The organism is Vibrio sp. 10N.247.311.13 (genome assembly GCF_041467595.1).
Taxonomy (GTDB): domain Bacteria; phylum Pseudomonadota; class Gammaproteobacteria; order Enterobacterales; family Vibrionaceae; genus Vibrio; species Vibrio crassostreae_C.
This window is the reverse complement of the sequence record NZ_JBFSUX010000028.1, coordinates 20,811-42,774: the sequence shown is the minus strand read 5'-3', so window position 1 is coordinate 42,774 and position 21,964 is coordinate 20,811. Positions and strand designations below refer to the sequence as shown.

Annotated in this window: 17 protein-coding genes; 4 read left to right on the top strand and 13 right to left on the bottom strand. The window is 42.5% G+C overall.

What is annotated here, in order from left to right; all coding sequences use genetic code 11:
* Window positions 1-794: 794 nt before the first annotated feature.
* The gene (locus AB6E52_RS13280) at window positions 795-1,397 is read left to right on the top strand and encodes a porin family protein (RefSeq protein WP_102321159.1); all 603 of its coding nucleotides are present in this window, start codon (window positions 795-797) and stop codon (window positions 1,395-1,397) included.
* A gap of 311 nt (window positions 1,398-1,708) precedes the next feature.
* On the top strand, window positions 1,709-2,311 hold the full coding sequence (locus tag AB6E52_RS13275; protein ID WP_017059669.1) for a DUF2971 domain-containing protein: 603 nt from the start codon (window positions 1,709-1,711) through the stop codon (window positions 2,309-2,311).
* A gap of 100 nt (window positions 2,312-2,411) precedes the next feature.
* On the opposite strand, the gene AB6E52_RS13270 is transcribed toward AB6E52_RS13275, so the two are convergent.
* The 4 genes from AB6E52_RS13270 to matP all read right to left on the bottom strand — a co-directional run bounded on the left by AB6E52_RS13270 (window position 2,412) and on the right by matP (window position 4,981).
* The gene (locus tag AB6E52_RS13270; protein WP_102321158.1) at window positions 2,412-3,632 is read right to left on the bottom strand and encodes a hypothetical protein; all 1,221 of its coding nucleotides are present in this window, start codon (window positions 3,630-3,632) and stop codon (window positions 2,412-2,414) included.
* Window positions 3,633-3,776: 144 nt separating this feature from the next.
* A complete protein-coding gene (locus AB6E52_RS13265; RefSeq protein WP_017059671.1) occupies window positions 3,777-4,088 on the bottom strand; it encodes a hypothetical protein in 312 nt (103 codons plus the stop codon).
* A gap of 105 nt (window positions 4,089-4,193) precedes the next feature.
* Window positions 4,194-4,502 carry a DUF3634 family protein gene (locus AB6E52_RS13260; RefSeq protein ID WP_102321157.1) on the bottom strand — a complete coding sequence of 103 codons (309 nt, stop codon included), beginning with the start codon at window positions 4,500-4,502 and terminating at the stop codon, window positions 4,194-4,196.
* Window positions 4,503-4,525: 23 nt separating this feature from the next.
* Window positions 4,526-4,981, bottom strand: coding sequence for a macrodomain Ter protein MatP (gene matP, locus AB6E52_RS13255; RefSeq protein WP_102321156.1), 456 nt, complete (start codon window positions 4,979-4,981; stop codon window positions 4,526-4,528).
* A 189-nt stretch (window positions 4,982-5,170) separates the two neighbouring features.
* Here matP and AB6E52_RS13250 point away from each other — a divergent pair, with 189 nt between their 5' ends.
* Together AB6E52_RS13250 and fabA are read left to right on the top strand one after the other, a co-directional pair.
* The gene (locus tag AB6E52_RS13250; RefSeq protein WP_102321155.1) at window positions 5,171-6,823 is read left to right on the top strand and encodes a Lon protease family protein; all 1,653 of its coding nucleotides are present in this window, start codon (window positions 5,171-5,173) and stop codon (window positions 6,821-6,823) included.
* A gap of 70 nt (window positions 6,824-6,893) precedes the next feature.
* Window positions 6,894-7,409, top strand: a complete 516-nt coding sequence (fabA, locus tag AB6E52_RS13245) for a bifunctional 3-hydroxydecanoyl-ACP dehydratase/trans-2-decenoyl-ACP isomerase (RefSeq protein ID WP_017059675.1) — start codon at window positions 6,894-6,896, stop codon at window positions 7,407-7,409.
* A 252-nt stretch (window positions 7,410-7,661) separates the two neighbouring features.
* Here the strand turns inward: fabA and rmf are convergent, their stop codons facing one another.
* From rmf to AB6E52_RS13200, 9 genes are all read right to left on the bottom strand, one after another.
* Window positions 7,662-7,835 (bottom strand): ribosome modulation factor, encoded by a 174-nt coding sequence (gene rmf / locus AB6E52_RS13240; RefSeq protein ID WP_017059676.1) that lies wholly within the window; start codon window positions 7,833-7,835, stop codon window positions 7,662-7,664.
* Window positions 7,836-7,996: 161 nt separating this feature from the next.
* A complete protein-coding gene (locus AB6E52_RS13235) occupies window positions 7,997-9,721 on the bottom strand; it encodes a DUF3466 family protein (protein ID WP_102321154.1) in 1,725 nt (574 codons plus the stop codon).
* A 9-nt stretch (window positions 9,722-9,730) separates the two neighbouring features.
* Window positions 9,731-11,647: an ABC transporter ATP-binding protein gene (locus AB6E52_RS13230; RefSeq protein WP_102321153.1), complete on the bottom strand. Its 1,917-nt coding sequence runs from the start codon at window positions 11,645-11,647 to the stop codon at window positions 9,731-9,733.
* Entirely contained in the window at window positions 11,625-11,885 is a 261-nt protein-coding gene (locus AB6E52_RS13225) for a glutaredoxin family protein (RefSeq protein ID WP_019823251.1), read from the bottom strand. Before AB6E52_RS13225 ends, AB6E52_RS13230 begins: the two co-directional genes overlap by 23 nt.
* Window positions 11,886-11,910: 25 nt before the next feature.
* Complete coding sequence (rlmKL, locus tag AB6E52_RS13220; RefSeq protein WP_102321152.1) at window positions 11,911-14,031, bottom strand: bifunctional 23S rRNA (guanine(2069)-N(7))-methyltransferase RlmK/23S rRNA (guanine(2445)-N(2))-methyltransferase RlmL; 2,121 nt, start codon at window positions 14,029-14,031, stop codon at window positions 11,911-11,913.
* Window positions 14,032-14,538: 507 nt separating this feature from the next.
* Window positions 14,539-15,087 carry a cell division protein ZapC gene (locus tag AB6E52_RS13215; RefSeq protein ID WP_017063848.1) on the bottom strand — a complete coding sequence of 183 codons (549 nt, stop codon included), beginning with the start codon at window positions 15,085-15,087 and terminating at the stop codon, window positions 14,539-14,541.
* A 206-nt stretch (window positions 15,088-15,293) separates the two neighbouring features.
* Window positions 15,294-16,304 carry a quinone-dependent dihydroorotate dehydrogenase gene (gene pyrD / locus AB6E52_RS13210; RefSeq protein WP_069597199.1) on the bottom strand — a complete coding sequence of 337 codons (1,011 nt, stop codon included), beginning with the start codon at window positions 16,302-16,304 and terminating at the stop codon, window positions 15,294-15,296.
* A 330-nt stretch (window positions 16,305-16,634) separates the two neighbouring features.
* Complete coding sequence (locus AB6E52_RS13205; protein WP_102321151.1) at window positions 16,635-21,476, bottom strand: NAD-glutamate dehydrogenase; 4,842 nt, start codon at window positions 21,474-21,476, stop codon at window positions 16,635-16,637.
* Between the two features lie 228 nt (window positions 21,477-21,704).
* Window positions 21,705-21,923: a DUF2835 domain-containing protein gene (locus tag AB6E52_RS13200; RefSeq protein ID WP_081325156.1), complete on the bottom strand. Its 219-nt coding sequence runs from the start codon at window positions 21,921-21,923 to the stop codon at window positions 21,705-21,707.
* Window positions 21,924-21,964: the final 41 nt, after the last annotated feature.

Below are 21,964 nucleotides of genomic sequence, written 5' to 3'. Positions count from 1 at the left end.
CACCATTTAACATAATATACATAATACGCAGCAAAAAGGAGATTGAAATCTGAGAGGTTTCAGGGCCTGTTACTCGCGTAATTTTACGTACAGCGCCGCATGAATCTATCTATTTAATTACTGGCTGGCTTTGACTCCGCGTTAATTGGATTAAATCGTGATGGCTTTATCACATGTCTGCTCAAACTTAATTAAGACTTCTAATTACGGATGCCTCTCCAAAGTTAGTCCAGAGTCTCTGCTGGTTGAGTGTTAAAAGCTATTACCCTGATTTTGCTTACCAAAAGAACCTAGATGATTAACGCTTCCACTAACTCTCGGTCTATTGTCCGTACTACCAATAAACTGAAAAGACTTGGTTACTCTTGTTCGCTAGATTTAACGGTCCCAAAAGACCAAGCGAACTCCCGAATCATCTAGTCTTGTTTACCTATGTTGGCTTGTTCTTCACCAAATTGAATCAACTATCAACGTCATCAGTAACATCCGTACTCGTTTTTCAAACCACTAACTTTGAATTTTCTGATGCCCAACGGTCATTGTTACCAAACTGCGTTGCCATCCAAAACGAACTTCTATAAACGACTTGGCTAATCGTAAGTTACAGTGCAACATAAATTCTATTAACCTCTGTCTGGACTATATTAACTTGTCTCATAACTGCGATAATGACACTTCTATTACCAACAAGTCTTTAAAATCAGATCTTTAGGCTAGTTCTCAATTAGTTAGAGTATCTTTTGTTTGTTAACATATTCTGGAACAGAATAACTTATTATCTTAGAAGGCTTTACATGAAAATCAGTACAATCGCCCTATCGCTATTCACCGCTTTTTTTGGCATCAGCTCGCAGGCGCTTGCTAGTGAAAACGAAAACTCACCTAGAGAGCATGGTCATTTTTATGCTGGTGTTGATATCGGCTTTTATAATGAAACTGAATTAGAATATCGTGGCAGCGCCATTGAAGATTCATCTGATCTATCAGACTTTAGCTATAACTTGGTTGGAGGCTACGAATTCAATACACATGATGTCGTCAAACTGGGGCTAGAAGCCGAGTACCGAAAAATCGGAAAAGTTAGCTATAACGACTTAATGGATATTGAAGGCCATGCTTTCTTCGTAAACATTAAACCAAAGTTTATTGTTGAAGGTGACGTATTAGATCTGTATGTATCTTTATTAGCTGGTGTTGGCTCGATGGATATGGACGTAAAAATGCCAGGAACCTCGGAATCTAAATCAGAAGCAGCTTACCAAGTTGGTGCGGAGCTTGGTGCGATAGTCTCAGACAATATCGACATTCACCTTGGCTACCGAAATGCACGTGTTGAAATCTACGATGTCGATGTTTCTTCACAAACCGCTTATATTGGTGCGCGATACAAGTTTTAACCCCTTCGAATAACCGTTAGCCCACTCTAGCAAAGCCTTACTCTCTAAAGTGGGCTTTAATCGGTCCTTTATCTTGACTGAATCAGTCTATAAAAGTTACGTTGTATCTTTATTTAAAGCTGCAGCCTGAAAACTTAGCCTTAACGCAAAATAAACCACTTTAACAGGCTACTATTTCGCGTTTAAATTTTGATCTATCAAACAGTTATATGAATAAATTTGGTGGTTAAGCAATCAAATGCTATGCATTCAATCCTTAAAAGTAAATTAAAGTGTTAACATCAGGCAATTTTGTAAACTAGGTGTTTGATATGTTGCCTAAACTTTATAAGTTCAGATCGCTCCACGACAGAAACATACAATCTATTTCCGAGTGTTCGTTGTGGTTTGATTACGCTAAAACTTTTAATAACCCTTTTGAATCTAACCACGCATTCAACAAAGAGCTTCAACAAAACTTTAAGATCATGTGTTTCTCTCAGTCGAACGACCACCCAATACTATGGTCGCAGTATGGTGACAACTTTAAAGGCATGTGTATCGAGTATGATCTCAACTGCTATAACGGCGAGGCCAATCTCAACTGTTTTGAAGTCCAGTATGAAGACGAACCGAATATGTTCCGCCCGGCATCGCTAAGAGGTTTACAAACATCAAGACTGGGAGCTGAGATATTCAAAATTAAGCATTCTAATTGGCGTTATGAAAAGGAATACCGCTGGGTATTACCTGATGACGAGATGATCGGAAATAAACTCTACCTTAATAGAGAGTGCCTAAGCTCGGTGATTCTGTCAGAGCACGCTCCTGCCGACAGGAAATTGAAAGTTCTGATGACTTGCCAGCGCCTTGGTATCCCTGTTAAACACGCAATAGCAAAGCAAGAGTCGTTTACCTTCGAAGTGGTCAGTTAAGTAGAGTGTAATCCTACTGTTTAGCGCCAAAACAAGACATTCACATAAAGTTACAGCGCAACAAAAAAGAGAGCGACATTAATGAGACTCTCTCTTTTTATTACATGTTCACCGTAAGCTTTCCCAATCCTTTATCTTGCATCTGCTCAATCGTCGCGATAGACATTTGAACAGTTGAAAACCAATAAGGTCGGTGCTTAACGTTAAATAGTTCACTATTATCTAACGCCTCGAAAACAGAATATTTTCTACCTTGAGCCAAAGCTGCACCATAAACCGTTCGCTCAAGTACTGGAATGTCATTCACATCCTCTAGAAGTGCCCTCTTGATGAACTGATTTCCAGGACTCCAATCTATAAATTCAACGAGGTTTTTTAGTAGCTTAAGCTCTAGCTGCTCGACCATTGATTCAAGAAACTGTGTGTTTGGCATCACCTCAGTACAAGCATAATATTCGTCATGCTTGTCACTTGCTTCACGATAACCAAGCATCGTTTTTACCAATGCGTCTTCAAACGTTGAAGAAAAGTGGTTACAAATTAAAAACAAAGGCAGAACTCTCAACACACCAAGTAAAATGCCTACGTTAGGATCTTTAACCGACGTTTCTTGAAGTCGAATTCGAGTCGCATTTGACGTCACGACCAAGTGTTGCCAAACCTTAGGTGTGATGTGTTTAATGTTGACATCATTCCACTTAATCAGCTGTTGACTCATTAACAATGGGAACAATAAACGACAATTTTCTATTCCTATTTGTCGTGCTGCAACTTTTGGATCGAGAATTACCTTAGATTTCTTTCCATATTTATCTGCAAACTCTTGATTGGAAACAAACTCGATTAAACTTGAGCTCAATGGCCTACTTTTCGCGGATATTTCATGGAGTTTGGAAAAGTTTAAAGATGGCGAATACGCAACACTAGCGAACTGATTGTAATCGGGTAAGTCTGAAAACAACGAACTTATTAAGGTACCTTGAAGCTTCTCAAGCATTAGCGCAGAAGCGGCATTGCTGACATCATCGATAACGTATCGTAAGGTTTGTTGCTTCGCGTCGACTTTTTCACGATGAGCATTGACTCTATCCTGCTCGCAGCGCAATAAAATACGTTGATTGTGAGATATGCGGTCAGATTCATCAAATATGACACTATCACAATACCTATTTTCCAAACTTAGTAACGTGTCTACTGTAGATTGTGCGAGCTTATATTCAGGTGAGATTAACCATCGATTAAAGCGAGCTTCAACATTGATTGAGACCTTCCTTGAGATCTCAACTACTTCAGGGGTATAACTTTTATTTGCTAACAACAACCGTGACTTTCCTTTGTCGTAAATGCTCTTGTATCGGCATATCCTGCCTTTATAACAAAACTAATATTAATAGAAATTAGAGATTGGTTCACGAAATTGTTTCAATAAAATTAAGGATATTTAGTTATAGTGCGTTGAGAGTGGCTAGTGTGTGATATGTAGCCGGATATACTTTTCTGGAAAGCTGTATTTGAACCTTTTCTTCGTCGGTAGGTGTTTTTTCGCCTGCTTGCAAACTTTACTATCTCCAGACGTTCTCACCTTTTTGATTCTTGCATAACCTTTAGAGTGCTTCATCTCAATCATCAGATCGCAATAACCCTCGAAATCAACATTACTCTTGTTGAGCCCTTTCATGACGGTGACTTTTATCTTTTTAGCTACAGGATTAACCAATGCATCGTCGGGAAAAGCGACTGGGGATAAAAAACATAATAGTAATACTAGATATCTCATACTGCTCTCTCTTTGTTGAGGGTGAGAACAGTATGCGGAGATTTAAGAGAAATGAAGGATTAACTTAGTATGAGGATTGACCAGCTAACGCGTAACTCTCAACGATTACGCTTTCTTTGAGCCTTTAGACTTAAAACCATTATGCGGGAACACGTTACGAATACGTTGCTGTACGTTTTTAGGAACATCTTTAGTGAACTTGAGATTGTAACCAGAACGTTTTGCATACACTTTTAGCTCGCCTTTAAAGGTATTGTTATGAGCAATCTCTTGAAGGTTGTGCTTAAAGCTCGGTGGAAGATGCCCTTTAACTTGTTCGATCGCCCCGTAGCTAAATTTAATTTTCAATACCGGTCGGTCGACTGCTACTAACCAAAAAACTAATACCGCACCGATTAAGATTACGTACATCATAATGTCACCACTACTGTTGATGGTTATTTATCGTCAGAAAGGAGCTTGCTTAAGTCTTCTTTGAGGCTAGTCACCGTCTTGCTGGCCTGCTCACTACGAGACGCTTCGCTAACCAAATACTCGATGGCATCTGAGAGCGTACAACCTAGCTCGTTCGCACGTTGAGATAGCTTTTCCCATACACGGTAATCAAGGTCGATTGATTTCTTCTTTGTATGAACTTGTTCAGCATTGAAGTGGCGTTTTCGCTTAGCTCTGATCGCTTGTTTAAGCTTGTTATCGAGCTCAGGAGACATGTTGTTAGATATCCACTCAGGGACACCTGTAGGTTGGTGTTCAAGCTTCAATAAGGCTTTAACAGCAACGTCAGCTTCGCTTGAATCTATGTGGCAGGTGATCGACTCGCCTTCTTTCCATTTTTTGACCAGATAGTTCCATTTCCAACCACATTCCAAGTTTTCAAGTTGCTGATATTTCATGTCTAATCTCGAGAGTTAATCCTAGTGACAGCGTAACCCAAAATAGGCTATTTAACAATTATGATCTTGAAAGAATAGACCAAGATCATACTTATATTAGCTTAGTGATTAGTAACTACAACATAGAGCTACAAGCGAGATCGGTTTTTCTATATACTCCCTACCTCATTATCATAATCAGAAACTTAAATGACTCAAGTAGATTGGCGACATGTTACGCCTCAGTACGACGAATATAGCGCTCAATTAGAGCAATTCCCTGACATCTCGCCTTTCCCGTTTTCAGATATTCAACATAGATTCAAAGATGCGCTAACCCGCTTTGTCCGTTTGTCTAACCTTTCGCGTGTTTTACTTGTAAACGCTCCAGACAATTCGATCTATCGTCAAATGATTGTTGAATCTCTAGTCACTGCTTTAGATGATCACACTCTACCGGTTATAAAAACTGAGTCTTTAAATGCTGTCTCTCTGTTTGACCAAGTTCAGTCAAAAGACGGTAAGGTTGTAGCGACAAAGCCCGGCCTACTGGCTAGAGCAAACAACGGCTATCTGATCGTTTCAGCAAACTTGATCTTGGCCAACCCAGGAAGCTGGTTACTGCTTAAATCAGCACTGCTTGGTGAAGTCGTAGAACCAATCAGCAGTAATCCAGAGCACTTGAACCAATCCCCGACTTTGCCTTTGACTTACAACATTAAGTTGATTGTGGTTGGAGACAGAGCTCAACTAGGTGACCTTGATTACCTGGACAGCGATATTCAAACCGGTTTTTGCCTATTTAGCGAAATTGAACAAGATATCAAGCTCTCTGAAGAGACTTTGACTCAATATCTTGGTTACCTTAAGTGGCTTCAACAACGTTATGAATTGCCAACCATCACGCAACAAGCGTTGACTGGCATTCTTACTGCCGGAGCAAGAGAAACCGAAGATCAAAGCTATATCCCACTGTGCCCTATTTGGCACAACGCGTTATTGAACGAAGCTTTGATTGAAGCCGACAATGGTGAGATTGATATTCACCATATCCAGCAAGCTCAACAGCACAAATACAACCGTGAATCTTATCTACCAGAACGCGCCCTTGATGATATTCGTGATGGCCAAGTCATTATCGAAACTGAAGGTGAACAAGTTGGTCAAGTTAATGGATTGACGGTCATCGATGTACCGGGACACCCAATATCGTATGGTGAACCTGCACGAATTTCCTGTGTTATTCACTTTGGTGATGGTGATATTGCCGATGTTGAGCGCAAAGCCGAGCTGGGTGGTAATCTTCATGCTAAAGGCATGATGATCATGCAAGCATTTGTGAGCAGCGCACTAAACCTTGAAGATCCGTTGCCATACGCTGCTTCTGTTGTGTTTGAGCAATCGTATTGCGAAGTAGACGGCGATAGTGCTTCTCTTGCTGAGCTTTGTTCTCTGGTGAGTGCTTTGTCTGAATACCCTATCAATCAACAAATTGCGGTTACAGGTGCAGTTGACCAATTTGGACGTGTGCAAGCTGTTGGCGGGCTAAACGAGAAAATCGAAGGCTTCTACCATGTGTGTAAGCACAACGGCTTAACAGGCGAACAAGGTGTGATCCTTCCAAGATCGAACTTAAGGCATCTTGCACTAAAGCCTGACCTTATTGAAAGCATTAAGAATGAAGAATTCCATATTTGGTCTGTGTCTAATGTAGACGAAGCAATTCCTCTCATTATGAACAAGCCATTTAGAGACGATGAACAAGAAAGCGTTCTGAGTAAAATCGCGGAACGTATTGAAAACTTTGAAAGACATGAGCACCCTATTGGAATCGTTGGACGCATTAAAAACTGGTTTGTCTAGTACTGATCGGACTTGTTTAGCGTACACCTGTTCACTAATATGCACCTATCAAAAATCGGAGTAATTGATAATGCAAAACAAACGTGATTCTTACACTCGCGAAGAGCTTCTAGCATCAAGCCAAGGCGAACTATGGCCACAAGGCCCTCAACTACCAGCACCGAACATGCTAATGATGGATCGCATCACTAAGATGTCTGAAACTGAAGGTGATTACGGTAAAGGTTTAGTTCTTGCTGAGCTGGATATTACTCCTGACCTATGGTTCTTCGATTGTCACTTCCCGGGTGACCCAGTAATGCCTGGTTGTCTAGGTCTTGACGCAATGTGGCAGCTTGTTGGCTTCTACCTTGGTTGGGTTGGCGGCGAAGGTAAAGGCCGTGCTCTAGGTGTTGGCGAAGTGAAATTCACTGGTCAAATTCTACCTACTGCAAAAAAAGTAACTTACGAGATCCACATGAAGCGTGTTGTTAACCGTCGTCTAGTTATGGGCCTTGCGGATGGTCGCGTACTTGTTGATGGTAAAGAGATCTACGTTGCTAAAGATTTGAAAGTTGGCCTTTTCCAAGATACGTCAGCATTCTAATCTAATAGTTAGATTTTTAGTAAAGCAGCCCATGGCTGCTTTATTTTCGTTCCAATAAGTTTAGTTATAGTGCATTAAAGTATCCCGTATTAAGCTTGAAACAGGATAAATCCACCAGCGATACGCTTATGATAGCGAAACTAGAATGCTACATAGCTCTGGGAGTCTTTGTGTTGTTCTGAAACTAACAAGGCTCCAGCCGTTGTAATCAACAGACAATGGAGCCCTGACCTTGAATTCTTTACGCCCTATCTACTTATAGAGACCTGATTGCTTGTCATCTTTGGCGTCACGCCATCCACCTAACCAATAAGACCGAGAATCCATTTGGCTATATGGGCAAGCTTCTTGCGACCGTCCATTTAAACCAGCCTTGTAGCCTTGAGATTGTGCTCGTTCTAGTCGATCACGCTTTTGTCTCTTCATAGTGCAGTCCTCATACGGGTGTTACATTTACTAACATACAATGATTACAACTTTACGGAGTTTTTGTGACTCCAACTTTAAGAATCGGTCAAATTTTCACTTTTCTCAAGGTGAAAAAAAGCCCGAGTTCAGAATTGTGAACTCGGGCTCAGGAGATAAAATTATTTAAATTTTCTGCGGAACCCTAATAGACCAAGCACAGTCAAAGTTAACCAACCTAGGCTACCACCTTGGCGCTCAACTTTCTCGGTGTCGGTGCTACGAGTTACTACGCTATCAATGTCAGAGCCAGTGTCATACCTTGCTCCCTTGATTGGGATAAGCTTAACAGCTACAACCTTTTCGACTGCGTTAGATGAGGCACCACCACAGTATGAGTTGTGTGATGTTGTGTCATAAGGCTTATCATTACCGTCGACTGTACATTTGATAGCCGTTGCTGAAATCACGCCAGCATCATTGATATCCGTCGCATCAATGATTCTAAATTGGTTATTGTGACTAGACGCATCACCATCATTTGTTAAGTCATCTAACCACCATGCTTTACCACCAAAAATATCAACACGGCGTTCATCAGTTGAAGACGGGAGATCGTAAGGGTAAATAAAGCCTCTGTGTCTTCTTTCGCTGCCATCGACTTCACGCGTCGTTTCCGCATCGATCTGGCCAACAAGTTCATTGTAATTATTTACCGCTTTAGCTTCACCGCTTGAGCCACTGAAGAAGATACCGCCAGACAAATACGTTGCTGTTGGGTTTTTAGCATCCGTTACAATAAAAGGCTTATTACCGGCACTACCATTTTCAGGAACATAACCGTTACGTTTTGAATATCCAACTGCAAACAAGTTGTCGTTAATATCGGTTGCTACTGAGTTACTGTATCTAGCATCATCGTTAGATGAACCAGACTTAACCTCTGCACCGCTAATAACTTTCGTTGACCAAGAGCCTGAAATGTCTAATGAATCACTAACAAAAACACTTGCGTTCATGTCTTGAAGGTCGCCATTCCCATCTACAGTGTTGTAACCGACACCATAAAAGATCGAACTCGACTCAACAATTGAACGCATACTGCCTTGAGCAAAATAATCGCCTTGTTGGGCATTACCACTTCTGACCCAATCAATTTCTTTTGTTGTTGTGCCACCCCAAATTGCCGCTTTAGAAGCAAACGCCTTATCTGGTTCAGAAGTGTCAGTCGGATCAAACTCTTCAGAGATACTACCTACATTGTAAACGGTACCGTTGCTTGCCGTTATCGCTTTCCAAGCACGAGTTTCTGAAGCTCCAGTTGGCGCCGCTGTCGTCGTAAACAATGCATTATTGCGAATATCATCTTTGGATTTGATCCCCACAGGTTGGGCATTCTCATCTAAAGAATTGATTACCGTATTGCGAGTTTCAAAAGTATCCCCACCTTCAACAAACGCTTTCGCATTTACGTGAGTAAGGTCATTTCTTTCCTTACTCCAAGTGTCATTCCAACGGTTTTCAGCCCAACTTTCACATGTAGAATATCTCAGCTCTCGATAACAATAGTTTTCGAAATCATCACGCTCTTGAATGTACTGAAATGGTGCATCCATTGCGAATGGTACTTCTTCACGATAACTTACCGCTTCAAGCGTATCGCGAGTCTCACCAGCAAGTTTAAATGCACTATCGGTACAGTTGGTTGCAGCTGAATCGAAGCAACCTAACGCAAGCTCATTCGTTCCGTCTGTCGCAACACCAGGTTGAATCGCCACACCATAGATTTCAGAGGCACCTGTAATTGAAGGAGTGACTTCAACGACCTTGTAAAGCGCAGCGTTGGCATTAGTTGCAGCCAAAACTAGGGCTGCAACAGTTGTTAATTTGAATTTAGTACAAGTCATTATTACTTCTTAACTTTCCTGTTGTAGTGCCTCGAGCTCTTCCCAGCGCTCAAAAGCAACTTCAAGCTCCTGCTCTGCTGCAGATAGCTTATCTAATACTGGTTGTGTCTGCTCTACAGATTTTGAAAAGAAGCTTGGATCGTTGACTTCTTCCTGAAGAGTTTCAATTTGAGTTTCCAATTCTTCCAAACGCATTGGTAACGCTTCTAGCTCTCGTTGTAGCTTATACGATAACTTCTTAGGTTTAGCCTTAACTGGTGCAGTTTTGGGAGTTTCCTCAACTACTTTCGCTGGCTTTGATGGCTTTTCAACCTGTCGGTACTCTAATGCTTGCTTTCTTTGCTGCTGAGCATCGTGGTAACCACCAACAAATTCTTCAATAACGCCATTACCCTCAAAGATCCAACTTGTCATCACTGTGTTATCAACAAACTGACGATCGTGACTCACTAAAAGCAGCGTACCCTGATAGTTGGCAAGCAAATCTTCTAAAAGTTCCAAAGTTTCGATATCTAGATCGTTGGTTGGCTCATCGAGAATCAACAAGTTGTTCGACTTAAGGAAAATACGCGCCAATAACAGACGGTTTTTCTCACCACCAGATAGTGCTTTAACAGGAGTGCGAGCACGTTTTGGAGAGAATAAGAAATCTTGTAAGTAGCTTAGAGCATGACGCTCACGGCCACCTACGGTCACTTCTTGCTTACCATCCGCGAGGTTATCAATTACAGACTTCTCAGGGTCTAGAATTTCGCGGTATTGGTCAAAGTAAGCGACTTCAAGCTTAGTACCACAATGCAAACGACCTGAATCAGGCTTAAGCTGGTCAAGAAGCAGCTTAAGTAGCGTACTCTTACCACAACCGTTAGGACCAATCAGAGCGATACGATCGCCACGCATGATGTTGAAGCTGAAGTCCTTAACAATTTCTTTGCCTTCAAAGCCAAAGTTAAGATTCTCAGCTTCAAATACAATCTTGCCTGAACGCTGGCCATCGTCGATTTGGATAATCGCTTTGCCCTGCACTTCACGACGGTTCAAACGTTCTTCACGTAGCTTCTTAAGCGCACGAACACGGCCTTCGTTACGAGTACGACGAGCTTTGATGCCCTGACGAATCCAAACTTCCTCTTGAGCAAGCTTCTTATCGAATTCAGCGTTTTGCATTTCTTCAACACGAAGCGCCTCTTCTTTCTCAACAAGGTAATTTTCGTAATCGCCCGGGAAAGAGCTCAATTTACCGCGATCAAGATCGACAATACGTGTTGCCATCGATTTAATGAACGCACGGTCATGCGAGATAAAGATGATTGAACCGCGGAAGTCTTTCAGGAAGCCCTCTAACCATTCAATGGTTGCAACATCCAAGTGGTTAGTCGGTTCGTCGAGTAGAAGCACGTCAGGGTCACATACAAGCGCACGAGCAAGTGCCGCTTTACGTTGCCAACCACCAGACAAATCTGTCAGTTTGGTTTCAGCAGTCAGCTTAAGTGCTGCCAATACGTTACTTACACGATCTTCAAAACGCCATGCATTAGCATGATCCAGTTGTTCTTGAACGCGAGTGAGGCGGTTTAGATTCTTTTCACTTGGGTCTGTCGCGATGAGATCCAGAAGATCATGATAGATCTTCAGCTGTTCGCCGATTTCAGCAAGGCCACCAGCAACATAGTCATAAACTGTACCTTGTTCATTACGCGGTGGATCTTGTTCTAGACGAGACACAACCACATCTTGCGTGATTTGCATCTTACCGTCGTCCATGATGATGTTTCCAGATAGGATTTTCATCAATGTCGACTTACCAGCGCCATTGCGCCCTACTAAACATACACGTTCGTTTTCTTGCAGCACGAAGTCCGCACGATCTAATAATGGGTGATCACCAAACGCTAATTGCCCATTATGAATTGTAAGTAATGCCATTCTTCTTTAACCAATCATTAAGTTCTAACAAGCCAAATGGCCAGTTAAGCTCTGAGCTTTGAGAAAGGTCAGAGCTTTCAAATTTGAGCACCGGAATAGTGACCCCGTAACGGGAAAAGAGCTCATCATCAAATGCAATGTCAACAACGTTGACGTGATGGCTAATGTTTAACTGTTCCGTGAGTTGGAATGCCATCTCACATAGATGGCACCCTTCTGTACTGTAGAGAGTCAGCACTATATATCCTTATACGATCTCTTAACTACTTATGTGTAATCAACCAGCAGTTATGAATGTGCTTATTGCGAGAGAAGTCCAATGGAAGTGTCTTCGCTGAGATATTCTGAGCCTTAAGACCTAACTCATCTAGAGCTTCCAAGTCCATTTTGAAGTGACGCTTGTTGTTAGAGAACACAATCGTGCCTTCTTCACGAAGAAGACGTTTAAGGTTTTCCATCAGCTGAATGTGATCACGTTGAACATCGAAAGATTGATCCATACGCTTTGAGTTAGAGAACGTAGGTGGATCGATAAAGATCAGATCATAAGAACCCTGCTCCTTAGCTAGCCATTGTAGACAGTCAGCTTGAACAAACTGATGTTGACGACCAACACGACCGTTAAGCTCCATGTTCTCTTTCGCCCACTCTAGGTAGGTATTAGACATATCAACAGTAGTTGTAGAACGAGCACCACCCACAGCAGCATGAACAGATGCACTTCCTGTATAAGCAAACAAGTTTAGGAAATCCTTACCTGCGGCCATCTCACCGATACGACGACGAGTGATCTTATGATCTAGGAACAACCCGGTATCTAGGTAATCATGAAGATTAACAATCAGCTTAACGCCATACTCGTTCACTTCTAAGTTCGATGAGTCTTGAGCCAATTTCTGGTATTGAGAACGGCCTTTCTGTTTCTGACGAACTTTAAGCACAACGTTGTTTGCTTCTACGCCTGTTACTTGAATAGAAGCACGGATGATATCGGTTAAGCGACGTTTTGCCTTCTCTTCCGGTACATCTTTAGGCGCTGCGTATTCTTGAATCACAAGGTGACCTGGGTATACATCAATCGCTACATTGTATTCTGGTAGGTCAGCGTCGTAGATACGGTAGCAATCTAATTGCTCTTTCTTAGCCCACTTGCCAATTTTACCGATGTTCTTTTTAAGACGGTTCGCGAAATCAGGTGCAATCAATTGTTCTTGCTCGCCTGATGGACGCTCTGACATCGGACGATCTGAAATTGAGTAGTTCTTTTGGTGACAAGGTAACGCACCGTTGTTCAACTTGAACTGTTTATCTGCACGCATGCGTAAGCAGCTTAGTAGCTCGTCTGAGCTAGAGAAGATAGATGCGTTACAGCCACCAAATTCAGCTTTGAGCTGTGCACCGAATGCTGTGTAAAGTGCAATAAGACCCGGCTCGGTACCAAGACGTTCACCGTAAGGCGGGTTAGAAACAATCACACCATCAGTAAACTCTGTAGGACGCTTAAGCTTTGCAGCATCGCCTACTTCGAATTCAATCAACTCTTCAACACCGGCACGACGAGCATTGTCACGCGCAGTTTTGATCATACGTTCATCATTGTCGTAGCCATAGAACTTACATTCCACTTTCTTAACACCACGACGACCTTGAACGTTCGCTTCAGCTTTCACTTCAGCCCATAGCTCTGGTTCGAAATCTTCTAGTGATTCAAAACACCACTTCTGACGTTTAACACCCGGTGCTAGGTTTGCAGCCATCATCGCCGCTTCAATCACTAACGTACCTGAACCACACATTGGATCTAGGAAAGGCTTAGTTGCGTCCCAACCACTACGAAGAAGAATCGCGGCAGCAAGAGTTTCACGTAGTGGTGCTCGACCTGATTCAGGACGGTAACCACGTTGGTGAAGACCGCTACCTACCATATCAACACCAAGAATCGCTTTATCACGGTGTAAACGAACGTGGATACGAATGTCTGGGTTCTCTTTGCTAATAGAAGGACGAGGTAAAGACTTCTTCTCAAAGCAATCAACAACGGCATCTTTTACTTTCATCGCACCGTATTGGCTATTACGGATTTCGTTGTTCGTACCATTGAAGTCAACAACAAAACGCTTAGAGCTATGGAATTGATTTACCCAGTTAACCGCAGTGGTTGATAGGTACAAATCCATGTCGTCCATACAAGTGAATTCAGAAAGGACACGTACAAATCGAGAAGCCAAACGGCTCCACAAACAACAACGATAAATTTGCTCATTGGTCGCTTTGAATTTAACACCTGCTTGAACAGGTTTTGCGTTTGTAATCCCTAGTTGGGTTAGTTCTTCAACTAATAAATTCTCAAGGCCGTTTGAGGTAACCGCTAGATATTGATTCATAGTGTTCTTTTATTGATAAAAATGAGTTCGATTATACCTGAATTTGTAACTAGAGCATCACACTAAACACGTCTTTTCATTGAATCTTTCGACTAACTGGCTAGCAAATGCACAGTCTTGAAGCGATCGCTTACCCACATCCCCTTAGAACATAAGACCTATCAAACCAACTTCATTTCTGACCACTTATTAACCAAAGTAGCAATGTGAATTTATATTCACCTCAAAACTGGTATATACCAAAGTAGATTTATGGATGGAATTTAACTACAAAAGACCAAAAACAGGGAATAAAGACGGTAGATTTACTCTTCTGGCGATGAAAACGGGCAGAAATTAAGGTGAAAAAATAGTCGTAAGTTCACTATTTAAATGGTTAAGCCGTGATGTATTTATCAGGATGAGGTTTTTTAGGCACAAAAAAATCGGCTAATGAGCCGATTCTGAGGAAGGTTTATACGTTTGTGTGCTGCGATGCGTGGTTGAAATGATGTGCTAGATTAGAGGTTAACCTACCATCGCTATGTGTGTCTGATGAAGGATAGCGTTCGCGTCTACCATTCTATCGTGCATCACCTTGATTGAGTCTCCAAATCGCAGTCCTTTTGAAGGCGTTAACAGGAACTCTTCTAGGTCAACAAATGCACATAGGCTCGCACACTCTCCCACTTCTAATACAATGAAATACCCTAAGCTATGCTCGTTATTCATTTGTACAATATCCCCTTCTTGAGGATATTCATGGCCAGTACCTTGTGAGTCGAAGAACCAACTCTTAGGCTGTACAGGCTTATGGAAACGCTTTGCTGCCACACAATAGAGTGCTAATTCAGCTTGACGAGGCTCAGACAGTTCTAAGCCAGAAATTTGTTCTTTGAAGGTTTGGTATGAAGATGCGTCATCAACGGTGAATTCATTATCTCGAAACGCGCAGTCCACCAGCTTATTGCGGACCAGATTCGTTTTGAAAATCATATCCTCTCCGAGGTTTAGCATTAATGAACATTGCTGCTCATCGTAATACCAACTCCATGTATCGCTAGGTTTAAGCATCATTTCGTCTCACACTGTTGAACCATTCCATTAGGTAAAACGCAAAATTACCTTCAATTACAGTAATTTTACTGAGCAATAGGCAAAAAAAAAGAGGAAATGAATTCCTCTTTCTTATCGCTTTTCTCTACAACTCAGTGAGTTACAGTGTCTCTTTTATTAAGACGATGCCAGATTGTCGCTTTTCAGAAATAAAAGCGTCTTGCCGTTTAAAGATTTTTAACGATGTCGCCAACTAGGCCTGGGCCTTTGTAGATGAAACCAGAGTAAACCTGTACAAGCTTCGCGCCCGCCATCATTTTCTCTTTTGCAGCAACATACGAGTCAACACCACCTACTCCAATGATCGGCAGTTTGTCACCCAGCTCTTCGTGAAGTTTACGAACTACTTCAGTACTACGAGATTGAACAGGACGTCCACTTAGGCCACCCGCTTCATCACAATGTTTCATACCTTCAACGATTGAACGATCCAATGTTGTGTTTGTTGCGATCACACCATCGATCTTATTTTTGATCAATGATTCACAAATTTGGCGAATTTCGTCGTCGCTTAGATCCGGAGCAATCTTAAGAGCAAGAGGAACATATTTACCATGCGTCTCTTCCAGTTCAGATTGTTTCGTTTTAAGTTCAGACAATAGATCGTCTAGAGCTTCGCCGTATTGTAGAGAACGAAGTCCTGGAGTGTTTGGTGAAGAGATGTTCACAGCAATGTAACCAGCGTATTGATATACCTTCTCCATACAGATCAAGTAATCTTCAGCGCCCTTTTCAATTGGTGTGTCTTTATTCTTACCAATGTTAATGCCTAAGATGCCATCGTAGTTCGACTTCTTAACATTCTCAACAAGGTTGTCGACGCCTAGGTTGTTAAAACCCATGCGGTTGATGATACCTTCAGCTTCAACAAGACGGAATAAACGAGGTTTGTCGTTACCCGCTTGCGGACGTGGAGTCACTGTTCCTACTTCTACGAAACCAAAACCCATTGCGCCAAATGCATCAATACATTCGCCGTTTTTATCTAGGCCAGCAGCAAGGCCAACTGGGTTTTTAAAAGTAAGACCCATGCACTCTACAGGTCGGTGAGGTAATTGTTGGCGATACAAAAGATCAATAGGTGTGCCTGTGAAGCGCTTGAAATTTTGAATTGCAAGATCATGTGCCTTTTCGGCATCAAGTTGGAAAAAGCCAGTTCTGGCTAGACGGTAAAGCATTGTGCCTCCGATAGAAAAAAGCCCCGTGTAAACGGGGCGCTATTATTTACTTATTTACCCAACTATTCAATCTATTACTGTCTGTAAGGGTAAGATAATCAAGTTTGCTAACGAATGAGGTTCATTATTAAGCAAACGTTATCGTTTCTTCAAGTTATTAAGCCATTTCTAATCTCAACCTTAGTACAGCCATCAGGTCACTTAACAACAAACAACGTTTGCGTCGAAGTTTGTTCTTCAAAAGTCGTTAGGCCTATTGTTTCCACTTTACCGAAACGAAAAAGGCAGACCTTTTGGCCTGCCCTTATACTTTTTCGTCTTATCTAGTAACTAGTCTTTTGACATGCAGTTTAGATTCAACAGCATCAATTCACGCAGTGCTACTGAGAACTTAGCAAACTCATGAACAGAACCTACTTTGAATTCGTTTAGGATGCTTTCCCAACGATGTAGAGAAACAGAGTTACTTTCCATCCAGTCATCAAGCGCTTTAATCACATCGATATCTGAAGCACAACCACAGTTAAGTACTTGACCAGTTAACTGGCGTTGCTGCCAATCCAGATCTTCTCTGAATGCTGCACGCGCCAGTGCTTGCCAGTTGTTGTCTACAGCTTGGCCATTGATTTGCTTCAAGAACCAATGCAGTGACAAACGATCACCGAGGTTGAAGTAAAGCTTAGAAGCTTGTTGTACTGTTTTACCTGTTTCACGAGCCACTGTGGATATATCCAGTGCTGAGTACAAGCTAGACAAACGAGCCACGGAATTAGCCAGCTCAGCGTTTACACCTTGGTCAATCCATACTTGAGCCATTGCTTGATGCTCTTCTACTTCTGAAGCCACTAGGTTTTCATCCAGCTTCTCAGTAATTGCGACGACATCACCTTGGTAAAGCTCAATCAATGCATTCACTGACTGTTTACCGGTACGGTTTCTTAGCAACCAGCGTGCTAGACGACGAAGCGTACGACGTACATGGTAAAGCAATTCGTATTGAGCTTCAGAACTTGAGATGTTGTCCAGTTCACGGATGCTCTTCAATACCTCACCCAGGCCGTAGATTTCACGTGATGCCGCGTAAGCATTCGCAATATCAACAATGTTCGCGCCCGTCTCTTCTTGCAAGCGAGTCACGAAGTTACAGCCCATCTCGTTAACCATTTGGTTAGCAAGCGCAGTCGCAATGATCTCTGCACGAAGTGGATGGTTATCCATGTGCTGAGAGTAGTTACGGCGTAACTCTGTTGGGAAGTATTGCATCAGTTGTTGAGCATGGAACTCATCATTCGCAATGTCATCACTCACAAGATCTTCTTTTAGAACCATTTTACCGTAAGCGATCAATACTGATAGCTCTGGTCTTGTTAGTGCTTGGCCCTGCTTCTCACGTTCTAGCAGCGTTTCGTCATCTGGGATGTATTCCAAACCACGGTCTAAGTACCCGGCTTTTTCCATTGTGTGGATAAAGCGGATTTGCTCTTTCACTAAGCCTACACCTTGATGCTCAGTAACAGAGATAGACTCAGCTTGGCAGTAAGCGTCGTCTAGTACGATTTCACCTACTTCATCTTCCATAGATTCAAGAACTTGGTTACGTTGCTTAACGGTAAGATCACCATTAGACACCAAGCCATTCAAGAAGATCTTAATGTTAACTTCGTTATCCGAGCAATCTACACCACCAACGTTATCGACAAAGTCAGTATTAACTCGACCGCCCGTTAGAGCGTATTCAATACGACCCAATTGAGTCATACCCAAGTTACCGCCTTCACCAACAACCTTAGCTTTCAGGTCACGGCCATCGATACGTAGCACGTCATTTGCACGGTCACCCACATCGGTATGAGTCTCACTAGAAGACTTAACGTAAGTACCAATACCGCCGTTCCAAAGTAGATCAACTTTCATAGACAAGATCGCTTTGATCAAGTCGTTTGGTGCCATTGATGCTTTCTTGGTACCCAGCATTTTCTGAATTTCAGGTGTCAAAGAGATAGACTTCGCTCGGCGAGAGAAGATGCCACCACCTTGAGAAATCAGGTCTTTATTGTAATCTTCCCAACTTGAACGAGGCAGATTAAACAGACGGTCACGCTCTACCCAGCTTGATGCTGATTCTGGATTCGGGTCAATGAAGATGTGCATGTGGTTAAACGCAGCTTGCAAGCGAATGTGCTTAGATAGCAGCATACCGTTACCAAATACGTCACCCGCCATATCACCCACACCAATGGCAGTGAAGTCTGTGCTTTGACAGTTAATACCCATTTCGCGAAAGTGACGTTTAACCGATTCCCAGCCACCTTTCGCCGTGATACCCATGGCTTTGTGGTCGTAACCGTTAGAGCCACCCGATGCAAACGCATCACCTAGCCAGAAGTTGTACTCTTCAGCTACTGAGTTCGCTAGATCTGAGAATGTCGCGGTGCCTTTATCGGCTGCAACAACCAAGTATGGGTCATCTTCATCGTGACGAACAACGCTCTTAGGTGGGATAACCTCACCTTCAATGATGTTGTCTGAAACGTCTAGCAATGCACGGATGAAGCGCTTGTAACAACGTTGACCTTCAGCAAAGATCTCGTCTCGGCCAGACATCATGTGTTGACGCTTACAAACGAAACCACCTTTAGCACCAACCGGTACGATAACCGTGTTCTTAACTTGTTGCGCTTTAACTAGGCCTAGAATCTCAGTACGGAAGTCCTCTTGACGGTCTGACCAACGTAAACCACCGCGTGCTACTTTACCGCCACGTAAATGCACACCTTCAATGTCTGGTGCGTAAACGAAGATCTCAAACGCAGGAACCGGCGCAGGGATATCTGGAATCTCGCTTGGTCTCATTTTCAGAGCCAACCAAGGTTTAGACTGCTTATTCTCGTCTACTTGGTAGTAGTTAGTACGAAGCGTTGCAGTGATCATTTCCATGTAGCGACGAATGATACGATCATCATCCAAGCTTTCTACATGATCCAACTGTTCAGTGATCTTCTTAATAAGATCTTGTTGGCCTTTTACGCTGCCCTTCAGTTTCGGGTCAAAACGCTTGCCGAATAGGCTCACTAGCCCTTTCGCTAATTCTGGGTAATGAGACAATGTGTCTTCAATGTATTGTTGGCTGAATGGGAAACCAACTTGACGCATGTAACGAGCATAAGCACGTAAGATTGAGATTTCACGGCCAGAAAGACCAGCGCCAAGTACTAAGCGGTTGAAACCATCGCTGTCTAACTCACCCGCCCAGATTGCCGCAAAGGCTTGTTGGAAAAGATCGCGAGCTTCACGAAGATCAATGGTCTTATCGCTCTTGTGCAGCATAGAGAAATCAAGGATCCAATAGGTCACACCGTTGGTTTTACGCACTTCATATGGAGATTCACCGATAACGCGTAGGCCAAAGTTTTCAAGCATTGGCATAACATCAGAAAGGTGAATTGGCTCATCGCTGTGGTAGAACAACTTCAAACGAACGGCTTTTGAATCTGCCGCTTCTTCTTGAGGACGGTAGAAAAGCATACCCAGTTTGTTGTCTTCACTTAGCGCTTCTAAACGTTCAATGTCGGCAACAGCAGAACCTGGCATCATGTCTTCTTTGTACGAACGTGGGAATGCACGCATGTACTCTTTCGACAATGGAAGACCTTTGCTTTCACCGAAGTTTGCAATGATAGATTCAGACAGACGGTCATCCCACGTAGACGATACTTCCATTAAATTTTGCTCAATTGTTTTCACGTCCACATCCATGTTGTTGTTATCAACACGAACAATATAGTGCGTTCTTGCTAGCGGGCTTTCAGAGAAGTACGTTGTAAATTCAACCTCTTCTTCACAACCAAAGTACTGTTTCAAGATGCGCTGTGTTTGGCGACGAAGCTCAGTGTTGTAACGATCTTTTGTTACGTAAACCATGCAGCTAAAGAAACGACCAAACGGGTCTTTGCGAACAAACAAACGCAGGAGATCGCGATCTTGCATTTGTACTACGCCCGTACCGACTTCTAGTAGCTCTTCTTCTCGAGCTTGCAGCAGTTCATCACGTGGGTAGTTTTCAAGAATGTTGTGCAGCGCTTTGTAAGAGTATGAACCTTCACGGTAACCACTCGCATCCAAAATACGTTCTACTTTCTCGCGAACAAGAGGAATCGTTTCAACGGTTTGGTTATAAACGGCAGATGTGTAAAGACCAGTAAAGCGGTGCTCACCAATGACCTTACCGTTCTTATCGAACTTCTTAATACCAATGTAATCGTTGTAAGCTGGGCGGTGAATGCGTGAAGCCGTGTTGCCCTTGGTTACGATAAGCACATAAGGCTTTTTCGCTTCAAGACGTGCCGAATCAGAAAACTCAGATAGCTTAACGTTACGTACACGATCTGAGTTCGCAAACAAACCAAGACCTTGCTCCTTGGTCGGTTGCAGTTCAGTGTCGCCGTTAACTGAAACTAGGTCATATTCCTTATAACCCATGAATGTAAAGTTGTGTTGGCCTAACCAACGAAGAAACGCCAACGTTTCATCAAAGCGCTGGCCGTCTACTGGAATGCTCTCTTTTTGCTGTTCAACTTGATTGGTCACTTCTTCAAGTCTTTCAACCATCTTCAACCAATCGTTCACGACTAAGCTAGTGTCGGTAAAGATATCCAGCAACTCCGTTTTAAGTGCTGTCATTTCAGCTTTACTACTCAGACGGTCAACTTCGATATGGAAAAGCGATTGGAATGCACCTTCGTTATTGCTTACACCGACAACACTGCCCTTATCTGAGCGAGAGATTTGTGTTGGGTTATGAAGCATAAGGTGAGAAGAACGGTCTAGGCGAGTCAATGCCATTTTTACGGAATCAACAAGGAATGGGCTGTCTGGAACGACTATCTCAACGATAGTATGAGTAGACTGCCAACCTTGACGACTTACCGTCGGGTTGAAAACGCGTACAGAGATTTCGTCGGCTTTCTTTTCATTGATGTGATGCCATAAGCTAACTACAGCACCGTATAAATCGGATTCGTTTCTCTGAGTCAGATCGTCGTGAGAAACGTTACTAAACAAGTGTTGAGCAAGTTGAGTTACGAGAGGTCGATGAGCAAGGTCAAGTTTGTCTTGAATCAGCTTGTAAACTTTTTCAAGTAAAACTGGAACCACAGTTTCACGTGCGGTCATAGTCACACTCCACAATTAGAATTATATTTTATTATTAGGGGGATCACTTAATCTGGTGTTTGAAACGTGCCGTTGAGCGCTTTTCTACTAACGAGTTAAGCAAAGGTAATGCATTCATTTATTGTAAAAGCATTATTGAAAAATAGTTAATTGTTTTGGAGGTGGTAAGAGCTGAAATGTTTGATTATGTGATTAAGATTCCTTTTAACTCACTAGGCATGCCAAGGTTTACAGAGCTTCTAACTTAATAAACTTATTTTTTTGGTCAGTTGTCAGCCTAAACTGCCCTCTAACCCCTATTTGTGTAAGAAATGGTCTGAACCGAGTTGCAGGTAACTGTAAGCGTAAACCTGTTGTTGTTATCACTTGAACTTTACTTGCCGTACCAGAATAGCTGGCCAAAAACTGCTGATATGAGATGTTAAGTTGGAAAATATAGCGATTCATACGATACCTGTATAAATATACAGTGCCAGTGTTTTTTGGCA

Coding starts and splice junctions, on each gene's coding strand:
- AB6E52_RS13260 (WP_102321157.1), bottom strand. CDS start 4,502: ATGATGTACGTAATCTTAATCGGTGCGGTATTAGTTTTTTGGTTAGTA.
- AB6E52_RS13280 (WP_102321159.1), top strand. CDS start 795: ATGAAAATCAGTACAATCGCCCTATCGCTATTCACCGCTTTTTTTGGC.
- matP (WP_102321156.1), bottom strand. CDS start 4,981: ATGAAATATCAGCAACTTGAAAACTTGGAATGTGGTTGGAAATGGAAC.
- AB6E52_RS13235 (WP_102321154.1), bottom strand. CDS start 9,721: ATGACTTGTACTAAATTCAAATTAACAACTGTTGCAGCCCTAGTTTTG.
- AB6E52_RS13230 (WP_102321153.1), bottom strand. CDS start 11,647: ATGGCATTACTTACAATTCATAATGGGCAATTAGCGTTTGGTGATCAC.
- AB6E52_RS13205 (WP_102321151.1), bottom strand. CDS start 21,476: ATGACCGCACGTGAAACTGTGGTTCCAGTTTTACTTGAAAAAGTTTAC.
- fabA (WP_017059675.1), top strand. CDS start 6,894: ATGCAAAACAAACGTGATTCTTACACTCGCGAAGAGCTTCTAGCATCA.
- pyrD (WP_069597199.1), bottom strand. CDS start 16,304: ATGCTTTACCGTCTAGCCAGAACTGGCTTTTTCCAACTTGATGCCGAA.
- AB6E52_RS13275 (WP_017059669.1), top strand. CDS start 1,709: ATGTTGCCTAAACTTTATAAGTTCAGATCGCTCCACGACAGAAACATA.
- rmf (WP_017059676.1), bottom strand. CDS start 7,835: ATGAAGAGACAAAAGCGTGATCGACTAGAACGAGCACAATCTCAAGGC.
- AB6E52_RS13265 (WP_017059671.1), bottom strand. CDS start 4,088: ATGAGATATCTAGTATTACTATTATGTTTTTTATCCCCAGTCGCTTTT.
- AB6E52_RS13215 (WP_017063848.1), bottom strand. CDS start 15,087: ATGATGCTTAAACCTAGCGATACATGGAGTTGGTATTACGATGAGCAG.
- AB6E52_RS13200 (WP_081325156.1), bottom strand. CDS start 21,923: ATGAATCGCTATATTTTCCAACTTAACATCTCATATCAGCAGTTTTTG.
- AB6E52_RS13250 (WP_102321155.1), top strand. CDS start 5,171: ATGACTCAAGTAGATTGGCGACATGTTACGCCTCAGTACGACGAATAT.
- rlmKL (WP_102321152.1), bottom strand. CDS start 14,031: ATGAATCAATATCTAGCGGTTACCTCAAACGGCCTTGAGAATTTATTA.